This is a genomic window from Bradyrhizobium sp. CCBAU 53415, from assembly GCF_028128735.1.
Lineage (GTDB): Bacteria > Pseudomonadota > Alphaproteobacteria > Rhizobiales > Xanthobacteraceae > Bradyrhizobium.
Window position 1 is genome coordinate 367,200 of record NZ_LBJF01000027.1, and the last position, 18,332, is coordinate 385,531.

Genomic DNA, 18,332 nt, shown 5'->3' on the forward strand with positions numbered 1-18,332 from the left:
TAATGACGGCGATCGATCCAAACCTCCGTACCACCAAGACGACCTGTCCCTATTGCGGCGTCGGCTGCGGCGTGCTGGCGACGCCCGACGGCGGGGGCGGGGCTGCGATCGCCGGCGACCCAGATCATCCCGCCAATTTCGGCCGGCTGTGCTCGAAAGGCTCCGCGCTCGGCGAGACCGTGGGCCTGGAAGGCCGTCTGCTCTACCCGATGATCCGCTGCAAGGGCGTGCTGGAGCGCGTCGCTTGGAGCGATGCGCTGGACCATGTCGCCCATCGCATGCAGCACATCGTGGCGCGCGACGGCGCCGATGCGGTCGCGTTCTATCTCTCCGGCCAGCTCCTCACCGAGGACTATTACGTCGCCAACAAGCTGATGAAGGGTTTTGTCGGCACGGCGAACGTCGATACCAATTCGCGGCTCTGCATGTCGTCGTCGGTTGTCGGCCATCGCCGCGCCTTCGGCGCCGACACCGTGCCCGGCTGCTACGAGGATCTCGACCAGGCCGATTTGCTCGTCTTCGTCGGCTCGAACGCGGCCTGGTGTCACCCGGTGCTGTTCCAGCGCATGCTGAAGAACCGGCAGGAGCGGGGCGCGCGGATGATCGTGATCGACCCGCGCCGCACCGACACCGCTGATGACGTCGATCTTTTCCTGGGGCTCAGGCCCGGCACCGACACCGCGCTGTTCTCCGGCCTGTTCGTCCACCTCGCCGACAACGGCGCGCTGGATCAGGATTATATCGCGCGGAACACGTCGGGCTTCGACGACGCGCTGGCGCGCGCGCGCAGCATCGCTGGTAGCGTCGGTGCAACCGCGCTTGCCACGGGCCTGTCCGAGCAGGACGTCGCCAGCTTCTTCAAGATGTTCCGCGACACGACGCGCGTGGTCACGCTCTATTCGCAAGGGGTCAACCAGTCGGCGCAGGGCACCGACAAGGTCAACGCGATCCTGAACTGCCATCTCGCCACCGGGCGCATCGGCAAGCCCGGTGCCTCGCCGTTCTCGCTCACCGGCCAGCCCAACGCGATGGGCGGCCGCGAGGTCGGCGGCCTCGCCAATATGCTCGCCGCCCATATGGGTTTCACGCCGCCCGACATCGACCGTGTCAGGCGGTTCTGGAAGGCGCCGCGCATCGCCACCCATGAGGGGCTGAAGGCGGTGCAGCTGTTCGAGGCCATCAACCGCGGCGAGGTCAAGGCGCTGTGGGTGATGGGCACCAATCCCGCAGTGTCGCTGCCCGACGCGGACTTGGTTCGCGATGCCCTGAAGAAGCTCGAACTGTTCGTGGTCTCCGAGAACGTGCTCTCCAACGACACGGTCGAGGCGGGCCCGCATGTGCTGCTGCCGGCTCTCGCCTGGGGCGAGAAGTCGGGCACGGTGACCAATTCCGAGCGGCGCATCTCGCGCCAGCGCTCGTTCCTGCCGGCGCCGGGCGAGGCGCGCCCCGATTGGTGGATCCTGAGCGAGACCGCAAAGCGCCTCGGCTTCGGTGACAGCTTCAATTACAGATCCGCCGCCGATATCTTCCGCGAGCACGCCGCGCTCTCCGCCTTCGAGAACGACGGCAGCCGTGATTTCGACATCGGCGCGCTGACCTCGCTGTCCGACGAGGCGTTCGACGCGTTGAAGCCGGTGCAGTGGCCGATGCCGGAAGGCGGGATGCCTGGCGAGCGCTTCTTTGCGCAAGGCGGCTTCTTCACCAATGACGGCAAGGGCCGCTTCGTTGCGCCGGAGGTGCCGGCGCTGCGCGGCGAGACCGGTCCGTCGCGCCCCTTGCGGCTCAACACCGGGCGTATCCGTGACCAGTGGCACACCATGACACGCACGGGTCTGAGCCAGCGGCTGGGCGCGCATCTGCCCGAGCCCTTCGTCGAGATTCATCCCGCCGACGCCAGCAAATACGGCGTCGCCCATGACAGCTATGCCCGCATCACCACCGATTACGGCAAGTGCATCCTGAAGGCCGTCGTCAGCGAACGGCAGCAGCGCGGCACCCTGTTCGTGCCGATCCACTGGAGCGCGATGAACACCTCGCACGGCCGCGTCGGCGCGCTGGTGCAGTCCTTCACCGATCCGTTCTCGGGCCAGCCAGAGGCGAAGGCGACGCCGGCCGCGATCGCGCCGTATGAATTCGTGTTCCGCGGCTTCGCGTTGTCGCGAAAGCAGATCGACCTGCCGCAGAACCTGTTGTGGACCCGCGTCACGGTCGCCGGCGGCTTCGGTTATCTCTTCGCGGACAACGCCGATCTGTCGCGCTGGCCCGCGTGGCTCGAGAGCGTCGCGGGCGAGGACGTTGCCGAGTACCGCGACTTCGGCGGCGGGGTCTATCGCGCCGCCTCGTTCGCAGGCGACCGCATCGAGACCTGCCTGTTCGTCGGACCCGCGCACGACGCCGGCGATTGGGAGGTGGTGAAAAGCGCATTCGCTGCCGATCACGTTGGCGACGAGCAGCGTCGGATGCTGCTGTCCGGCAAGTCGATAGAGGGCGCCGATTCGACCGGCCCGATCGTCTGCGCCTGCTTCGGCGTCGGCCGCGGCACCATCTGCGACACCATTGCCACTGGCGCGCGCACCGCCGCCGAGATCGGCGCCAAGCTGAAGGCCGGCACCAATTGCGGCTCCTGCATCCCCGAGCTGAAGCGGTTGATCGCGACGACCGAGGTGGCGCCGGCGAAGCAGGCGAAGGTCGCTGGCGCGGCGGGGTAGGGCTGGCTCTCTCCATCGTCATTGCGAGCGCAGCGAAGCAGTCTTTCCGCTGAGGGAATCTGGATTGCTTCGCTACGCTCGCAATGACGGCTTGGATGCAAGCGTGGGCTAACGCTGCGGTCTCGTGCCCCGGACGCAGCGCGTCGTCTCTTCGACGGTGCGCTGCAGAGCCGGGGCCCATGGTGCACCGGGTTGCGGGGCTTCCTGGGTCCCGGCTCTGCGCCGCAGCGCTTGCGCGTTGCAGCGCGTCCGGGACACGAGAGTGGTATGGGCTGGTACGCAGCCATGCCCCGCGCCCCAATCGACGCGTCGCCGATTGCGCCTTATGGTGTCGCGGCCTCCCTATTAGCACCCGTAAAAAGCAATGATGTATCTGGAAACGCCGCCCCGCCTGATCGAGACAAAAGTCTTCTCCGCCATGCCCGACAAGTTCCGCCGCAAGGGCGTGCGGACGGATTGGGCCGACGCCAACCGGCCGGGCATCGCCACCGACAGCTTCATCGAAGGCCCGTCATTCGACAAGGATGGCAATCTCTACATCGTCGACATCCCGTTCGGCCGCATTTTCCGCATTGCGCCTGACGGCGAGTGGTCGCAGGTCGCCGAATATGAGGGCTGGCCGAACGGGCTGAAGATCGCATCCGACGGCGGCATCTTGGTGGCCGACTACATGCACGGCATCATGGAGCTCGATGCCAAAGCCGGCCGCGTCAAGCCGGTGCTGACCGCGCGCAATTCGGAATCGTTTCGCGGCTGCAACGACCTGCATCTCGCCTCCAACGGTGACATCTATTTCACCGATCAGGGCCAGACCGGCCTGCATGATCCCAGCGGCCGGGTCTATCGCCTCGCATCGAATGGCCGGCTCGATTGCCTGATCGACACCGGCATCAGCCCGAACGGCCTCGTGCTCGACCCGACCGAGACCGTGCTGTTCGTCGCGATGACGCGCGACAATGCGGTGTGGCGGTTGCCGTTCATGAAGGACGGCAGCGTGTCCAAGGTCGGCCGCTTCTGCTCGCTGTTCGGCACGAGCGGTCCTGACGGCATGACCATGGATGCCAAGGGCCGCCTGTTCGTCGGTCATGCCTCGCTCGGCCACGTCTTCGTGTTCGCGCCGAACGGCGAACTGATCGCGCGGATCAAATCCTGCGCGGGACCGAACTGCACCAACGTCGCGATCGGTGGCGCGAGGAAAGACAGGCTCTATATCACGGAGTCGGCGACCGGCAGCGTGCTGGTCGCCGACATCGGCGGATTGAACTCTTGAGCCTGGTCGCGGTTGCCTGAGCGGAAGAGCGATAGCGGAGCGAACATGAACACGAACCCCTTCGGCCAGACCGGCGCCAACGTCTCCGTGATCGGGCAGGGTACCTGGTATCTCGATCACGGCGACCGCAAGCGCGCGATCGCGGCGCTCCGGCGCGGGATCGATCTCGGCATGACCCACATCGACACTGCCGAAATGTATGGCGATGCCGAGCCCGTCATCGCGGATGCGATTGCAGGCCGGCGCGATGAGGTGTTCCTCGTTTCAAAAGTGCTGCCGAGCAACGCCTCGCGCCGAGGCACCGTCGCGGCGTGCGAGCGCTCGCTGAAGCGACTCAAGACCGACCGGCTCGACTGTTATCTCCTGCACTGGCGTGGCTCCTATGCACTGGAGGACACCGTCGCTGCGTTCGAGGAGCTGGTGAAATCAGGCAAGATCAAGTCCTGGGGCGTCTCCAATTTCGATGCTGACGATCTCGACGAGATTCTCGAGGTCGCCGGGGAAGGCCGCATCGCCTGCAACCAGGTGCTCTATCATCTGAAGGAGCGCGCGATCGAGCATGCGGTGATCCCGTGGTGCGAGCGGCACGGTGTCGCCGTCGTTGCCTATTCCCCGTTCGGTCACGATGATTTCCCGGCGAGCAACAGCAAGGGCGGCGCCGTGCTGGCGCGCATTGCGGAGGCGCGGCGCGCGACACCGCGCCAGGTCGCGCTGAGCTTCCTTACCCGTGCGACTACGGTGTTTGCGATTCCGAAGGCCTCGTCGGCGGAACATGCCGGCGAAAATGCCGCTGCAGGCGATCTCGTGCTGACGAAAGACGAGATTGCCGCGCTTGATACGGCGTTTCCGCGCGGACCGAAGCCGCACAGCCTGCCCATGCTGTAGTGCACAACGGGCAATATTAACGGAGCATTGACGCGCGCGGCGGCTCGCGCATATCGGCATCCTGTTTTCGGAAGTTGTGAACGGGGCGCGTTTGTCGTTTTTTATGGCGCTCGATTCGCATTTTTCCCGAGTTCAAGCCGTGACCCCGCCGCCAGCCGCAGCCGCAAGGCTCGACAGTATTTCCATGTCCATGCCCGAGAGGAAGCATGTCGGCCGCCGCGCACCGGCGCGCGTCGATCATCCGTTCAAAGGCATCGCACTGATCCTGCTCTCGACGGTGTTCCTCGGCTGCTCCGACGTCACCGCGAAATATCTGTCGACCAGCCTGCCCTCGATCGAAATCACCTGGATCCGCTTCCTCACCTTCACGCTGCTGTTTACGCCGGTGATGCTGCCCGCCTCGCCGATTTATGCGATGCGCACCAAGCGTCCCGGCCTGCACGTGATGCGCGGTGCGGCGCTGCTCGGCTCCTCGCTGTTCTTCATCACGGGCCTCGGCTTCCTGCCGATCGCGGAGGCATCCGCCACCGGCTTCGTCGCGCCGCTGTTCGTCACCGCGCTCTCGATCGTCTTCCTGGGCGAGAAGGTCGGCATGCGCCGCTGGCTCGCGATCGCGCTCGGCCTTATCGGTGTGCTGATCATCCTGCGCCCGGGCACCAGCGCGTTTCACCCCGCCGCATTCTTTCCGTTGGTCTCGGCGGCATGCTGGGCCGGCACCTTGATCCTGACGCGCATGATGAGCGGGCGGGAAGCCGTCGTCACCACCATGGCATATTCCTCGGTGACGGGGCTTGCGATCCTGACCGCGCTGGTGCCGTTCGTCTGGGTCACGCCATCCTGGACCGCGGTCGCGCTCGGCATCTTCATCGGCGTCGCCTCGACCGCGGGTCAGTGGATCGTCGTACTCGCCTATCGCTACGGCGATGCTTCGGTGCTGGCGCCGTTCTCCTACACGCAGCTGCTCTGGGTCAGCATTTTGGGCTTCTTCATCTTCGGCGAAGTGCCCGACGTCTGGACCATCACCGGCGCGGCCTTCATCGTCGCCAGCGGCCTCTATATCGCCCATCGCGAACGTGTCCGCCGCGCCCAGCTCCTGGTGCTGGAGGAGCGTTCCCCGAACGCCTGACGCAAGTTCGCCCCTTGGGCGTCGTGGTATCAGCGCTCCAGACAATGCGGGAGGAGCCGGATGCGGGCCGCGATTTTCAGGAACGGAGAGATCGTCGTCGACCGGATCGTCGAGCCGAAGCCGGGCCCCGGCCAGGTGCTGGTCAGGACGCTCGCCTGTGGCATCTGCGGCTCCGACCTGCACGCGCGCCAGCACGCCCATCGCATGGTGGAGATGGCGCGGAAGGTCGGGCGCAAGCCGATGGACCTCAGCCGCGACGTCGTGTTCGGCCACGAGTTCTGCTGCGAGGTCGTGGACTACGGCCCCGGCACCGCGCGCAAGCTCAAGCCCGGCACCCGCGTCTGCTCGCTGCCGGCGCTGTTGACGCCGCAAGGTATCGAGGGCATCGGCTATTCCAACGACAATATCGGCGGCTACGCCGAGGCGATGCTGCTCAGCGAGCCTCTGCTGCTCGAGGTGCCCAACGGTCTTGCGCCGGAGCATGCCGCGCTCACCGAGCCGCTGGCGGTCGGCGTCCACGCCGTCGCCAAGGCCCACATAAGCGGCGGCGAGGTGCCGCTGGTGATCGGCTGCGGCCCGGTCGGTCTCGCGGTGATCGCCGCGCTGAAGCTCAGGGGCGTGCATCCGATCGTCGCCGCGGACTATTCGCCGGCCCGCCGCGCGCTCGCCGTAAAGCTCGGCGCGGACGTCGTGGTCGATCCCAGGCTGTCGCAACCCTATGCGACCTGGGCCGAGCACGCGCAGATGTCGGACGCCGAGAAGGCCGCGCGGCCGCCGTTCCAGGCGATGCTGCCGGCGCTTAAACCTGCGCTGATCCTCGAATGCGTCGGCGTGCCCGGCCTGTTGCAGCAGGTGTTCGAAGGCGCGCCGCGCGATGCCAGGATCGTCGTGGTCGGCGTCTGCATGGAGACCGATCGGAGCGAGCCGATGCTCGGCATCATGAAGGAGCTCAACGTCCAGTACGTGCTCGGCTACACGCCGGACGAATTCGCAACCTCGCTGCGCCTGATCGCGGACGGGCAGGTGGATGCCGCCGCGATGGTGACGGCCGACGTCGGCCTCGACGGCGTCGCCAGGGCGTTCGCCGATCTCGCCAATCCCGAGGCCCATACCAAGATCATCGTGCAGCCGTGGCGGTGACCCCTACACCGGCAGCGCGATCGAATACTTCACCTGGCTCAGCGCAAAGCTCGACTCGATCGAGGCGATGCCGTCGAGGCGGGTCAGCTTGGTCTTGAGGAACGTCTCGTAGGAGGCGAGGTCGGCGGCGACGACGCGGAGCAGATAGTCGCGATTGCCGGTCATCAGATAGCATTCCAGCACCTCGTCCCATTTCGAGATCGCGCGGGCGAAGCGGTTGAGGTCCTCCTCCTTCTGCCGCGCCAGCTTGATCGAGATGAAGACGCTGACATGCAGCCCCAGCGCCTTCTGGTCCACGGTCGCGATATAGCGCGAGATGACGCCGCGCTCCTCCAGGAGCTTGACGCGCCGGTGGCAGGGCGAGACCGAGAGCCCGACCTTGTCGGCGAGCTCCTGCATGGTCATGCGGCTGTCGGTCTGGAGCAGCGCGAGGATTTTTCGGTCAATGGCATCGAGTTCGGGCATTGGGATAAAACCTGGGATTTGTCGCGATCCATTGGTAAAATATCCCAAGACGAGTGGGTATGGCGCGAAAAATTGAGAAGTCTGGCGCTCCTCCCGGGCGTATCATCGGCCGACCTGTTTCCGGGAGCATTGCCATGCCCGTTGATTCCGCCCGCCTCGACACATTGACCGCCCTCAGCCGCAAGGCGCTGTGGCTGTCGTCCTGGACCATCCACCACGCCAACCATATCCGCGCCAATGTGGACGGGCTCAAGGTCGGCGGCCATCAGGCCTCGTCCGCCTCGCTCGCGACCATCATGTCGGCGCTGTATTTCCACGTGCTGCGCCCCGAGGACCGCGTCGCGGTGAAGCCGCATGCGAGCCCGGTGTTCCACGCCATCCAGTATCTGTTCGGCCGCCAGAGCCGCGAGAAGCTGGAGAACTTTCGCGGCTTCAAGGGCGCGCAGTCCTATCCATCACGCACCAAGGACGTCGACGACGTCGATTTCTCCACCGGCTCGGTCGGTCTCGGCGTCGCGCAGACGCTGTTCTCTTCGCTGGTGCAGGACTACGTCAAGGCGCATGGCTGGATGAAGGACCGCCGCGAAGGGCGGATGATTGCGCTCGTCGGCGACGCCGAGATGGACGAGGGCAACATTTTCGAGGCTCTGGCAGAGGGCTGGAAGCACGGCCTGCGCAACACCTGGTGGGTGGTCGACTACAACCGGCAGTCGCTCGATGCCGTCGTTCGCGAGGGGCTCTGGGAAAAGTTCGAGACCATGTTCCGCAATTTCGGCTGGGACGTGGTGATCGTGAAATACGGCCGCCTGATGCGCGAAGCCTTTGCCGAACCCGGCGGCGAAGCCTTGAAGCGCTGGATCGACAACTGCCCGAATGCGCTCTATGCGGCGCTGTGCTTCCAGGGCGGCGCGGCCTTCCGCAAGCATCTGCACGACGAGATCGGCGACCAGGGCCCGATCACGAAGCTGATCGACAAGCGCAGCGACGAGGATCTGCTCGCGCTGATGTCGAATCTCGGCGGCCACGACATGGCGAGCATGCTGGAGGCGTTCGACTCCATCGATCACGATCGCCCGGTCTGCTTCATCGCCTACACCATCAAGGGCGTAGGCCTGCCGTTCCAGGGTCACAAGGACAACCACGCCGGCCTGATGACGGTCGCGCAGATGGAGAAGTACCGCGACAGCCAGAACATCCGGCCCGGACACGAATGGGACAAGTTCGAAGGCCTGACGCAGGATGCGGCCGAACTCGAAGCGTTCCTCGCGCGGGTGCCCTTCAACCAGGACGGCCGCCGGCTGACGGCTCCCGTCATCGAGGTGTCCCAGCAGCTCGCCTTCAAGCCGTCGCCGCAGATATCGACCCAGCAGGGCTTTGGCCTCGTGCTCAACGAGATCGCGCGCAGCGACAGCGAGCTCGCAAAACGCATCGTGACGACCTCGCCCGATGTCACCGTCTCGACCAATCTCGGCCCCTGGGTCAACCGCCGTGGCCTGTTCGCCCGCGCCGAGAAGGCGGATTTATTCCGCAGCGAGAAAATTCCGTCGACCTACAATTGGGACGCTTCGCCGAAAGGCCAGCATCTCGAGCTCGGCATTGCCGAGATGAACCTGTTCATCATGCTCTCCGCGCTCGGCCTGTCGCACCAGATCAACGGCGAGCGGCTGCTGCCGATCGGCACGCTCTATGATCCCTTCATCGAGCGCGGGCTCGATGCGCTGAACTATGCCTGCTACCAGGATGCCCGCTTCATGGTGGCGGCGACGCCGTCCGGCATCACGCTCGCGCCCGAGGGCGGCGCGCACCAGTCGATTGCAACGCCCTTGATCGGCATGGCGCAAGACGGGCTCGCCTCGTTCGAGCCGGCCTTCGTCGACGAGCTCGCCGTGATCATGGGTTTCGGCTTTGAGCACATGCAGCGCGATCCGGGCGAGGGAGGTTCCGTTTACTTGCGCCTCTCCACGCGCAGCATCGAGCAGGCGCAGCGGATCATGACGCCGGAGCTGAGGCAGGGCATCACCGACGGCGCTTATTGGCTGCGCAGGCCGGGGCCGAATGCCGAGGTCGTGATCGCCTATACCGGCGCGGTCGCGCCCGAGGCGATCGAGGCCACAGGCTTCATCGGCGAGAGCCGCCGCGATATCGGCCTGCTCGCGATCACCTCCGCGGATCGCCTCCACGCAGGCTGGACCGCCGCGCGAAAACTGCGGCGCGACCGCCGCGGCGTGCAGCATCTCAGCCACATCGAAAAGCTGCTGGCGCCGCTGCCGCGCGACTGCGGCATCGTGACCGTGATCGACGGCCATCCGTCCGCGCTCGGCTGGCTCGGCAGCGTCCGCGGCCATTGCGTCGAGGCGCTCGGCGTCGAGCAGTTCGGTCAGACCGGCAGCATCGCCGACCTTTATCGGCACTACGGCATCGATGCCAACGCGATCATCGATGCGGCGGAGAGCCTCACTACCGGCGCGCCGGTGCTGCATCGGAAGATGGCGGTGTAGTGGAAGTAACCTGGCGCATGGGCCCCGGCTCAGCAGCGCACCGCTGCGGCGGACGATGCTTCGCATCGCCGGGGAAGCGCTGCGCTGCGTCCGGGGCACGAGAGTGTTTGCAATCGTTCTAATCTCGTGTCCCGGACGCGGCGCGACATGAAATGTCGCCACGCAGAGCCGGGACCCAGTCCGCTTGCCTCGCTTCAAATCGCGTCCCATATTCCGCGCGTCCGCCGCAACGCTGGCCCCGCATATGGCGGGTTCAACTGCCGGCGCTTTCGTGCAAGGATGCCTGCCGAAACGCCCCCACCATGCCCCCAAGAAGAGGTTAACGATGGTCAATCGCATGCAATTCTACATCGACGGCGCCTGGGTCGATCCCGCCGTCAAGAAGTCCACCGCCGTGGTCAATCCTGCGACGGAAGAGGCGATGTACGAGGTTGCGCTGGGCTCCAAGGCCGACGTGGACAAGGCGGTTGCCGCCGCCAAGCGCGCCTTCGCGACCTTCTCCCAGACCAGCCGCGAGGAGCGCGTCGCGCTGCTCACCAAGATCATCGAGGTCTACAAGGGCCGTCTCAAGGAGATCGGCGCTGCCGTCTCCGACGAGATGGGCGCACCGCTGCCGATGGCGGAGAAGCTGCAGGCCGGCGCCGGCCTCGGCCATCTCATGACCACGCTCGACGTGCTCAAGAACTATCATTTCGAGGAACCGGTCGGCACCGCCATGGTGCTGCGCGAGCCGATCGGCGTGGTCGGCATGATCACGCCCTGGAACTGGCCGCTCAACCAGATCGCCTGCAAGGTCGCGCCCGCGCTCGCCGCCGGCTGCACCATGATCCTGAAGCCCAGCGAGTTCACCCCGACCTCGGCGCTGATCTTCGCTGAAATCCTCCATGAAGCCGGCGTGCCCAAGGGCGTGTTCAACCTCGTCAACGGTCTCGGCCCCGAGGTCGGCGCCGCCATGAGCGAGCACCCCGATATCGACATGATCTCCTTCACCGGCTCGACCCGCGCCGGCATCGATGTGGCGAAGCGCGCAGCTCCCACCGTGAAGCGCGTCAGCCAGGAGCTCGGCGGCAAGTCGCCGAATGTCATCCTCGAGGGTGCCGACCTCCAGAAGGCGGTGACCGGCGGCGTGATGCACATGTTCAACAACTCCGGCCAGTCTTGCAACGCGCCCTCGCGCATGATCGTGCCGCTGTCCAAGATGAAGGAAGTCGCCGCGATCGCGAAGGCCGTCGCCGACAAGACCAAGGCGGGCGATCCCCGCGCCGAAGGCACCACCATCGGCCCGGTGGTCAACCGCGGCCAGTGGGACAAGATCCAGGGGCTGATCAAGAAGGGCATCGACGAGGGCGCTACCCTCGTCGCTGGCGGCCCGGGCCTGCCCGAAGGCGTCAACAAGGGCTTCTATGTCCGTCCGACCATCTTCGCCGATGTCACGCCCGACATGACGATCGCCCGCGAAGAGATCTTCGGACCGGTGCTGACCATCATCGGTGCCAAGGACGAAGCCGACGCGGTGCAGATCGCCAACGACACGCCCTATGGCCTGGCGGGGTATGTCACCGGTGCGACGGTCGAGGATGCCAAGCGCGTCGGCCGCCAGATCCGCGCCGGCAACGTCAACCTGCAGGGCGTGCCCAACGACCGCACCGCGCCGTTCGGCGGCTACAAGCAGTCCGGCAACGGCCGCGAGTGGGGCAAATTCGGCCTCGAGGACTTCCTCGAAGTGAAGGCCGTCGCGGGCTTCAACGCAGCGTAAGTCTTCACGCCTGAACAAACGAAACGCCGGAGCGGGCAACCGCTCCGGCGTTTTTCGTTGTCTATCTCTCTCGTCATTCCGGGGCGTCGCGCAGCGACGAGCCCGGAATCCATTCACCCACCAACTCCGCGGCCAGATGGATTCCGGGCTCGCGCCGAAGAGGCGCGCCCCGGAATGACGCCGGAGAGAGACCTGCTATCCCCCCACCGCGCCCTGCGTGTTCACATACAGCGCGTAGATCGACTGGCTCGCCGCCATGAACAGGCGGTTGCGCTTGGGGCCGCCGAAGCAGAGATTGGCGCAGCGTTCGGGCAGGGCGATGCGGCCGATCATGACGCCGTCGGGCGCGAACACCACGACGCCGTCGAGCTCGGGATCGCCCATGCCCCAGCCGCACCAGAGATTGCCGTCGATGTCGCAGCGCATGCCGTCAGGCGTGCCCGGACCTGCATCGATGTGGATGCGCTTGTTGGAAATCGTGGCGCCGTCGGCCGAAACATCATAGGCGAGGATCTTGCGGTTCGGCACGCCGCGCGACTCCACCACGTAGAGGATTCTCTCGTCCGGCGAGAAGCACAGCCCGTTCGGACCCAGCACGCCTTCGGCGACGATGGTTGCCTTGCCGGTCGCGGGATCGAGCCGGTAGACGTTCGGCTCGATCTCGGGTTCTGCCGTGTAGCCCTCGTAGTTGCCGAGCAGCCCAAAGGTCGGATCGGTGAACCAGATCGAGCCGTCGGACTTCACCACGACGTCGTTCGGCGAGTTCAGCCGCTTGTCGTCGAACGAGTCCATCAGCACGGTGATGCTGCCGTCATACTCGGTGCGAACGACGCGCCGCCCGCCGTGCTCGCAGGTGATCAGCCGTCCCTGCCGGTCGCGCGTATTGCCGTTGGCGAAATTCGAGGGCTTGCGGAACACGCTGACGGTGCCGGTCTCTTCCTCCCATTTGAGGATGCGCTGGTTCGGAATATCGCTGCAGAGCAGATAGCGTCCGTCGCCGAACCACACCGGACCCTCGGCCCAGCGCAGGCCGGTCGTCAGCCGCTCCACCGCGGAAAGTTTCAGCCAGTATTTTTCGAAGCGGGGATCGAGCACCTTTATCGCTGGATCGGGGTAATAGGTCGCCGGCCGCCAGCCTTGATCATGGGACGATGCATCGTTCATGTGCGGTTCTCGTCGTTGCGTTCCCTCTGTCCAAGTCTGCTAGCATCAGATATCCATGGCCGCAAATCGGCGCAATCGACGGGGAAAGACATGCCGCGCATCTTGATGACGGGAGCTTCGGGCGGAATCGGAACGCGCCTGCGCAAACTGCTGCCGCCGATCTATCCGGACCTGCTGCTCTCCGATATCAAGCCGCCAGCCGATCTCGACGCAAACGAAAAGTTCGAGGCGGCGGACCTCGCCGATCTCGCGCAGTGCGAGGCGATCTGTGAGGGCGTCGATGGCATCATCCATTTCGGCGGCTATTCGGTCGAAGGTCCCTGGAACGATATCCTCCAGGCCAACATTATCGGCTGCTACAATCTGTTCGAGGCCGCGTACCGCAAGGGCGTCAAGCGCGTGGTGTTCGCCTCGTCCAATCACGCGGTCGGCTTCTATCCACGCCACCACAAGATCGGCACTGACGTCACTGCGCGGCCCGACAGCCGTTACGGCGTCAGCAAGGTGTTCGGCGAGGCCGTCGGCGCGCTCTATGCCGACAAGCATGGCCTGAAGGTGACTTGCCTGCGCATCGGCAATTTCGGCGACATGCCGCTCGACCAGCGCCGGCTCGCGATCTGGCTCAAGCCCGATGACCTGGTGCAGCTCTGCCGCATCGGGCTCGAACATCCCGACATCCATTTCGAAATCTTCTACGGTGCCTCATTCAACGAGCGCGCCTGGTGGGACAATCACCGCGCCTACGAACTAGGCTATCGCCCGACCGGCCGCGCCGAAGACTTCCGTGAGCACGCGATGGCGGAGCAGGCCAAGCTCAGGCCGGATCCCGTCGGCGATTATTTCCAGGGCGGCACGTTCTGCGGCATGGAGTTCGACGCCGACCCGAGCCGCATCATTGATTGGAACAAGCGGTAGTCATCGATGGCGTAGCCCAAGCTGCCACGGCGGAGCTGCGCTCCCTCGCCCCGTTCTTACGTTGGGGTGAGGCGCTGCTTTGCTGCACTCGCAAATGACCTCGTGACGAAGCGCTGCTACAACGCGTGGGATGGGAACGTAGCGATACCCATCACATCAGAAATGCAGGTTGAGACGCAGTAGCGCCTGGTGCCGCTCGAACTGCTCCAGGTTGAGGCTGCGGCTGTCGCCGATCGCGCTGCCGGCAACCTGCATCTGCCAGGTACCGGAGATGCCGACTTCCTTCGAGATGGTGTAGGAGAAGGTCGGGCCGGCGAAGACCGCATCGCCTACGAAGCGGTTGAGCGCGCCGCCGTCATAGGCCCGCGCGTAGCGAACGCCGAGGCCGAGCACGAGTTCGGGCTGGAGGGCGTACGAGAGCGCCGCCTGGAACTGCATCTCGGAATCGTGTCGCCACAGATCGGTCGCGATCTCGCGCGTCCCGCCGGTCCCGTACCAGACGTTGAAGGCCGCAAACAGCCTGCCCTTGACCAGCTCGCGATCGAACAGCGCGGCAAACTCCGCGCCATATTGCTGGATGTGCATGCCGCTGGCGTCGTCGATCCGGCTCCAGCCGGGCTGTGCGTGGAGGGTCAGCCCAAAGGGTGCGACGGCGCGATCGACCAGCTTGTAGCGCAGTTCGAGCGCGGCGCCGCCGAAAGAGACATCCGAATGATCGGTAAGTCCCGGAACGCCTTGGATGCGCTGTCCGCTCAGCGCAAATCCGGGGGCGATCCGGAAATTGTCCGAGACCGTGTACTTGATCTGATTGAGATTGGCCAAGGCTGCGTAGCTGCCGGAGCGCTTGCCGAACGCGCCGACATTCTCGAACTCGACCTCGATCTCGCCGGGCTTGCCGATGTCGGAGCCCATGCTGAAACCGAAAATGTGCTCGGTGTCGATCTCCGCGTGAACTGACGGCAGGTTCTGCGCAGGCTTCGAGGCGGCGTGGCTGAGCGGGCCGCGAGGCGTGCCATATGTGCGCCCCGGCTTGTCGTCGGCGAAGGCCAAGGCACAGCTCGCCAGCTGAGTGGCCACGATCGTTGCCGCCGCTACGGCGCGCGGGAAACTCAATATTCCAGACACGAACAATTCACCTCTAACCCGGGACTCGCTGATGGACGGAAGGTCTCAGGCATGCGCCGACCGTATGCAAATGCAAGTCATTCGCAAGACATTCCATGAAATTGCCCTCGATACAATTGTTGCGACTCGTTCTTAGTTGCGTTCAAGTGTCGCGGCTGGACTGAGCCCCAGCGCAAATCGCCTTGGGGAGGCCGGGGGGGGGGGGCGCGCGCAGGTCAGGCTCAATTGATGCAAGACCAGATGGCCGCACCGACTATGCGAGACCAGTGCGGATCGCGAGCGGCTGGGAAGATTGTGCGGTCCTTGCGCGCTTGTGGGCCACGGCGTGCCGGGCCGGAGGCATTGACCGTGCTGCCGGCAAGAGGCTGCGAAAGGACGTCTGCCGGGCCAGTCAGGCCAATCGAAATCAACCTCCGGCGATTGCCCGGCTTATCTTCTGCAATCGTGCAAAGGCGGCCCACGCGTTTGGATATTGGGCGTCTCTCGAATCGATCGTGAGCAGCGCGCGGCAGGCCTCGTTGATGTCGTCCGCTGAAGGACGCATGGAGATGTCGCCCGATGACTCCGCCCGCTTCCAGCGGTCCTCGACCTCTTTCGCCAGGGCCAGTGCTTCCGACGGGGTTCGCTTCCGGGTTGGCTTCGCCAATGCGTGGTCCGGAGGGAATGTGGGCCAGGCGGTGGGAGGCCGATCGGCTCGCCAGTCGCCTTCCTTGGCGGCCTCGCGCTTCGCGGGCGGATTTGCCCGTCCATGTGCGGCATCAGGCGGAACGGTCCGGCCGGCCAACTCGCGGATCTGCTGCTCCATTGTCCCGCCAGCCGACGGTCCGCCCGCCGAGCGCGCAGGCGCCGTCAGACCGGGCGCAATCGAGGTCTGTACGTCGGGAGCAACCTTCTGAACGGTGTTGACGACCGCCGCCGCCCCGGGTGGCAGAGCAGGCCGCTGTTGCGCGACCTTGTCGTCCTCAGTGGGGCAGGGCCTGTATCCCGAACGCTGACGCGTGATGCGTCCGTCATCATCGATGCGGGCAAAATCAATCGCCACGGTGTAGACGAAAGGGGCGTCGATGACCTGGCCGGACTTGTCCCTTGCCTTGACGCCGCCGCAAACATACCGCGCTGCTCCGGCCTCTACCGAACGCAACGCGCCGAATGTGGCCGTCGCTGGATCGATCAGCGCATGCCGAACGGCTGCGCGAGCTTTCATGTGTTCAGTGGAGAGCGCGCTGATCAGGACGTCAGGATTGATCAATTCGGGCTGATAGTACCACACATACTCCACGGCGAAAAAAGCTGCGCCGAAAGCCGCTGCGATCAGGACACCGGGTACATTCATGGGATTTCTCCGGGTCAAGGAACCCGGCATGGTTGTTATTTGTTTCGAGAACCATTTGCGCTAGAGTCTTCTAACAAGTCGTTAATCGGTTGTGCGATCGAGGAGCATCTACCAGACGATTGTCCTCGGGAGGGATGAGCTCCGCCATCCACCTGCGCGTCTTGTTGACAATACGGGGCGAGGCGGTACCACCATGGCAAACGGGACGGAGCGACCTGATGACGAGCGGCTTGCGCAAGGGTTTGACGAGCTACGGCGACGCCGGCTTCTCGCTGTTCCTGCGCAAGGCGTTCATCAAGGCGATGGGCTATTCCGACGACGCGCTGGAGCGACCGATCGTCGGCATCACCAACACCTATAGCGACTACAATCCCTGCCACGGCAACGTCCCGCAGATCATCGAAGCCGCCAAGCGTGGCGTGATGCTGTCGGGCGCGATGCCGTTCGTGTTCCCGACCATCTCGATCGCCGAGAGCTTTGCGCATCCGACCTCGATGTATCTGCGCAATCTGATGGCGATGGACACCGAGGAGATGATCCGCGCGCAGCCGATGGACTCGGTGATCGTGATCGGTGGCTGCGACAAGACCTTGCCGGCGCAGGTGATGGCCGCGATCAGCGCCGATCTGCCGACCGTGGTCATTCCCGTCGGCCCCATGGTGGTCGGCCATCACAAGGGCGAGGTGCTGGGCGCCTGCACCGACTGCCGTCGTCTCTGGGCGAAATACCGCGCCGGCGACATGGACGATGCCGAGATCGAGGCGGTGAACGGCCGTCTCGCGCCGTCGGTCGGAACCTGCATGGTGATGGGCACAGCCTCCACCATGGCCTGCATGATCGAAGCCATGGGCCTCTCGCTGCCGATGAGCGCGACGATCCCGGCGCCGCATGCCGAGCGTTTCCGCCTCGCCGAGGCGAGCGGCAAGGTGGCGGCCGAGATGGCCAAGTCCAAGGGTCCGAAGCCGAGCGAAGTGCTGACGCCGGCGTCTTTCAGGAATGCGCAGGTCGTGCTCCAGGCGATCGGCGGCTCGACCAATGGCCTGATCCACCTGACCGCGATGGCACATCGCTCGCCGCACCGGCTCGATCTCGAAGCTTTCGATCAGATCGGCCGCGAGGTGCCGGTGTTGGTCGATCTCAAGCCGTCCGGTGAGCACTATATGGAGCACTTCCATCACGCCGGCGGCGTGCCGAAACTGCTGGCGCAGCTCGGCGATCTCGTCGATCTCGATGCCAGGACCATCACCGGCCAGACGCTGCGCGAGGTCGCGGCGAATGCGGAAGACGTGCCCGGTCAGGACGCGATCCGTCCGCGCAACAACCCGATCAAGAAGGAAGGCGGCCTCGCCATCCTGCGCGGCAATCTCGCCCCGCGCGGCGCCGTGATCAAGCAGTCGGCCGCGAGCCCGAAACTGTTGCAGCACACTGGGCGGGCGGTGGTGTTCGAATCCGTCGAGGACATGACCTTGCGGGTCGACGATCCCGATCTCGACGTGACCGCCGACGATGTGCTGGTGCTGCGCAATGCCGGCCCCAAGGGCGCGCCCGGCATGCCCGAGGCGGGCTATCTGCCGATCCCGAAGAAGCTCGCGCGTGGCGGCATCAAGGACATGGTGCGCATTTCGGACGCGCGCATGAGCGGCACCGCGTTCGGCACCATCGTGCTTCACATCACGCCGGAATCCGCCGTCGGCGGACCGCTGGCCCTGGTGCAGAACGGTGACATGATCCGCCTCGACGTCGCCAAGCGCAGCATCGAGCTGCTGGTCGATGCCGCCGAGCTGGAACGGCGCCGCGCCGCCTTGAAGCCGGCTGCTGCGCCCGAGGAAGCGCGGCGCGGCTATGCCTGGCTGTTCAACGAGACCATCATGCAGGCCGACGAGGGCTGCGATTTCGATTTCATGCAGAGGACGGGGCCGGTAAGGGGCTGAGACACCGACCGCGTGG

General features: G+C 65.3%; 13 protein-coding genes. 9 read left to right on the forward strand and 4 right to left on the reverse strand.

What is annotated here, in order from left to right; genetic code table 11:
* Positions 1 to 2 precede the first annotated feature (2 nt).
* The 5 genes from XH87_RS29960 to XH87_RS29980 all read left to right on the forward strand — a co-directional run bounded on the left by XH87_RS29960 (position 3) and on the right by XH87_RS29980 (position 7,129).
* The gene (locus XH87_RS29960) at positions 3 to 2,708 is read left to right on the forward strand and encodes a nitrate reductase (RefSeq protein ID WP_271590002.1); all 2,706 of its coding nucleotides are present in this window, start codon (positions 3 to 5) and stop codon (positions 2,706 to 2,708) included.
* A 367-nt stretch (positions 2,709 to 3,075) separates the two neighbouring features.
* Positions 3,076 to 3,978, forward strand: a complete 903-nt coding sequence (locus XH87_RS29965) for an SMP-30/gluconolactonase/LRE family protein (protein WP_271590912.1) — start codon at positions 3,076 to 3,078, stop codon at positions 3,976 to 3,978.
* Positions 3,979 to 4,023: 45 nt separating this feature from the next.
* On the forward strand, positions 4,024 to 4,863 hold the full coding sequence (locus XH87_RS29970) for an aldo/keto reductase (protein ID WP_271590003.1): 840 nt from the start codon (positions 4,024 to 4,026) through the stop codon (positions 4,861 to 4,863).
* A gap of 184 nt (positions 4,864 to 5,047) precedes the next feature.
* Positions 5,048 to 5,989, forward strand: coding sequence for a DMT family transporter (locus tag XH87_RS29975; RefSeq protein ID WP_271590004.1), 942 nt, complete (start codon positions 5,048 to 5,050; stop codon positions 5,987 to 5,989).
* A 60-nt stretch (positions 5,990 to 6,049) separates the two neighbouring features.
* Complete coding sequence (locus XH87_RS29980; protein WP_271590005.1) at positions 6,050 to 7,129, forward strand: zinc-binding dehydrogenase; 1,080 nt, start codon at positions 6,050 to 6,052, stop codon at positions 7,127 to 7,129.
* A 3-nt stretch (positions 7,130 to 7,132) separates the two neighbouring features.
* Here the strand turns inward: XH87_RS29980 and XH87_RS29985 are convergent, their stop codons facing one another.
* Positions 7,133 to 7,594 carry an Lrp/AsnC family transcriptional regulator gene (locus tag XH87_RS29985; protein WP_035715451.1) on the reverse strand — a complete coding sequence of 154 codons (462 nt, stop codon included), beginning with the start codon at positions 7,592 to 7,594 and terminating at the stop codon, positions 7,133 to 7,135.
* A gap of 134 nt (positions 7,595 to 7,728) precedes the next feature.
* Between XH87_RS29985 and XH87_RS29990 the strand changes: the two genes are divergently transcribed.
* Both XH87_RS29990 and XH87_RS29995 read left to right on the forward strand, forming a co-directional pair.
* Positions 7,729 to 10,092, forward strand: coding sequence for a transketolase (locus tag XH87_RS29990; RefSeq protein WP_271590006.1), 2,364 nt, complete (start codon positions 7,729 to 7,731; stop codon positions 10,090 to 10,092).
* A 325-nt stretch (positions 10,093 to 10,417) separates the two neighbouring features.
* On the forward strand, positions 10,418 to 11,848 hold the full coding sequence (locus XH87_RS29995) for an aldehyde dehydrogenase family protein (protein ID WP_271590007.1): 1,431 nt from the start codon (positions 10,418 to 10,420) through the stop codon (positions 11,846 to 11,848).
* Between the two features lie 195 nt (positions 11,849 to 12,043).
* Here XH87_RS29995 and XH87_RS30000 read toward each other — a convergent pair whose 3' ends face one another.
* Positions 12,044 to 13,012, reverse strand: a complete 969-nt coding sequence (locus tag XH87_RS30000) for an SMP-30/gluconolactonase/LRE family protein (RefSeq protein ID WP_271590008.1) — start codon at positions 13,010 to 13,012, stop codon at positions 12,044 to 12,046.
* 90 nt (positions 13,013 to 13,102) lie between these two features.
* Between XH87_RS30000 and XH87_RS30005 the strand changes: the two genes are divergently transcribed.
* A complete protein-coding gene (locus XH87_RS30005) occupies positions 13,103 to 13,927 on the forward strand; it encodes an NAD-dependent epimerase/dehydratase family protein (protein WP_271590009.1) in 825 nt (274 codons plus the stop codon).
* Between the two features lie 156 nt (positions 13,928 to 14,083).
* On the opposite strand, the gene XH87_RS30010 is transcribed toward XH87_RS30005, so the two are convergent.
* Together XH87_RS30010 and XH87_RS30015 are read right to left on the reverse strand one after the other, a co-directional pair.
* Positions 14,084 to 15,004: a hypothetical protein gene (locus XH87_RS30010; RefSeq protein ID WP_271590010.1), complete on the reverse strand. Its 921-nt coding sequence runs from the start codon at positions 15,002 to 15,004 to the stop codon at positions 14,084 to 14,086.
* A 454-nt stretch (positions 15,005 to 15,458) separates the two neighbouring features.
* The gene (locus tag XH87_RS30015) at positions 15,459 to 16,385 is read right to left on the reverse strand and encodes a hypothetical protein (RefSeq protein WP_271590011.1); all 927 of its coding nucleotides are present in this window, start codon (positions 16,383 to 16,385) and stop codon (positions 15,459 to 15,461) included.
* A 218-nt stretch (positions 16,386 to 16,603) separates the two neighbouring features.
* Here XH87_RS30015 and XH87_RS30020 point away from each other — a divergent pair, with 218 nt between their 5' ends.
* The gene (locus XH87_RS30020) at positions 16,604 to 18,316 is read left to right on the forward strand and encodes an IlvD/Edd family dehydratase (protein WP_271590012.1); all 1,713 of its coding nucleotides are present in this window, start codon (positions 16,604 to 16,606) and stop codon (positions 18,314 to 18,316) included.
* The last annotated feature ends 16 nt before the right edge of the window (positions 18,317 to 18,332 follow it).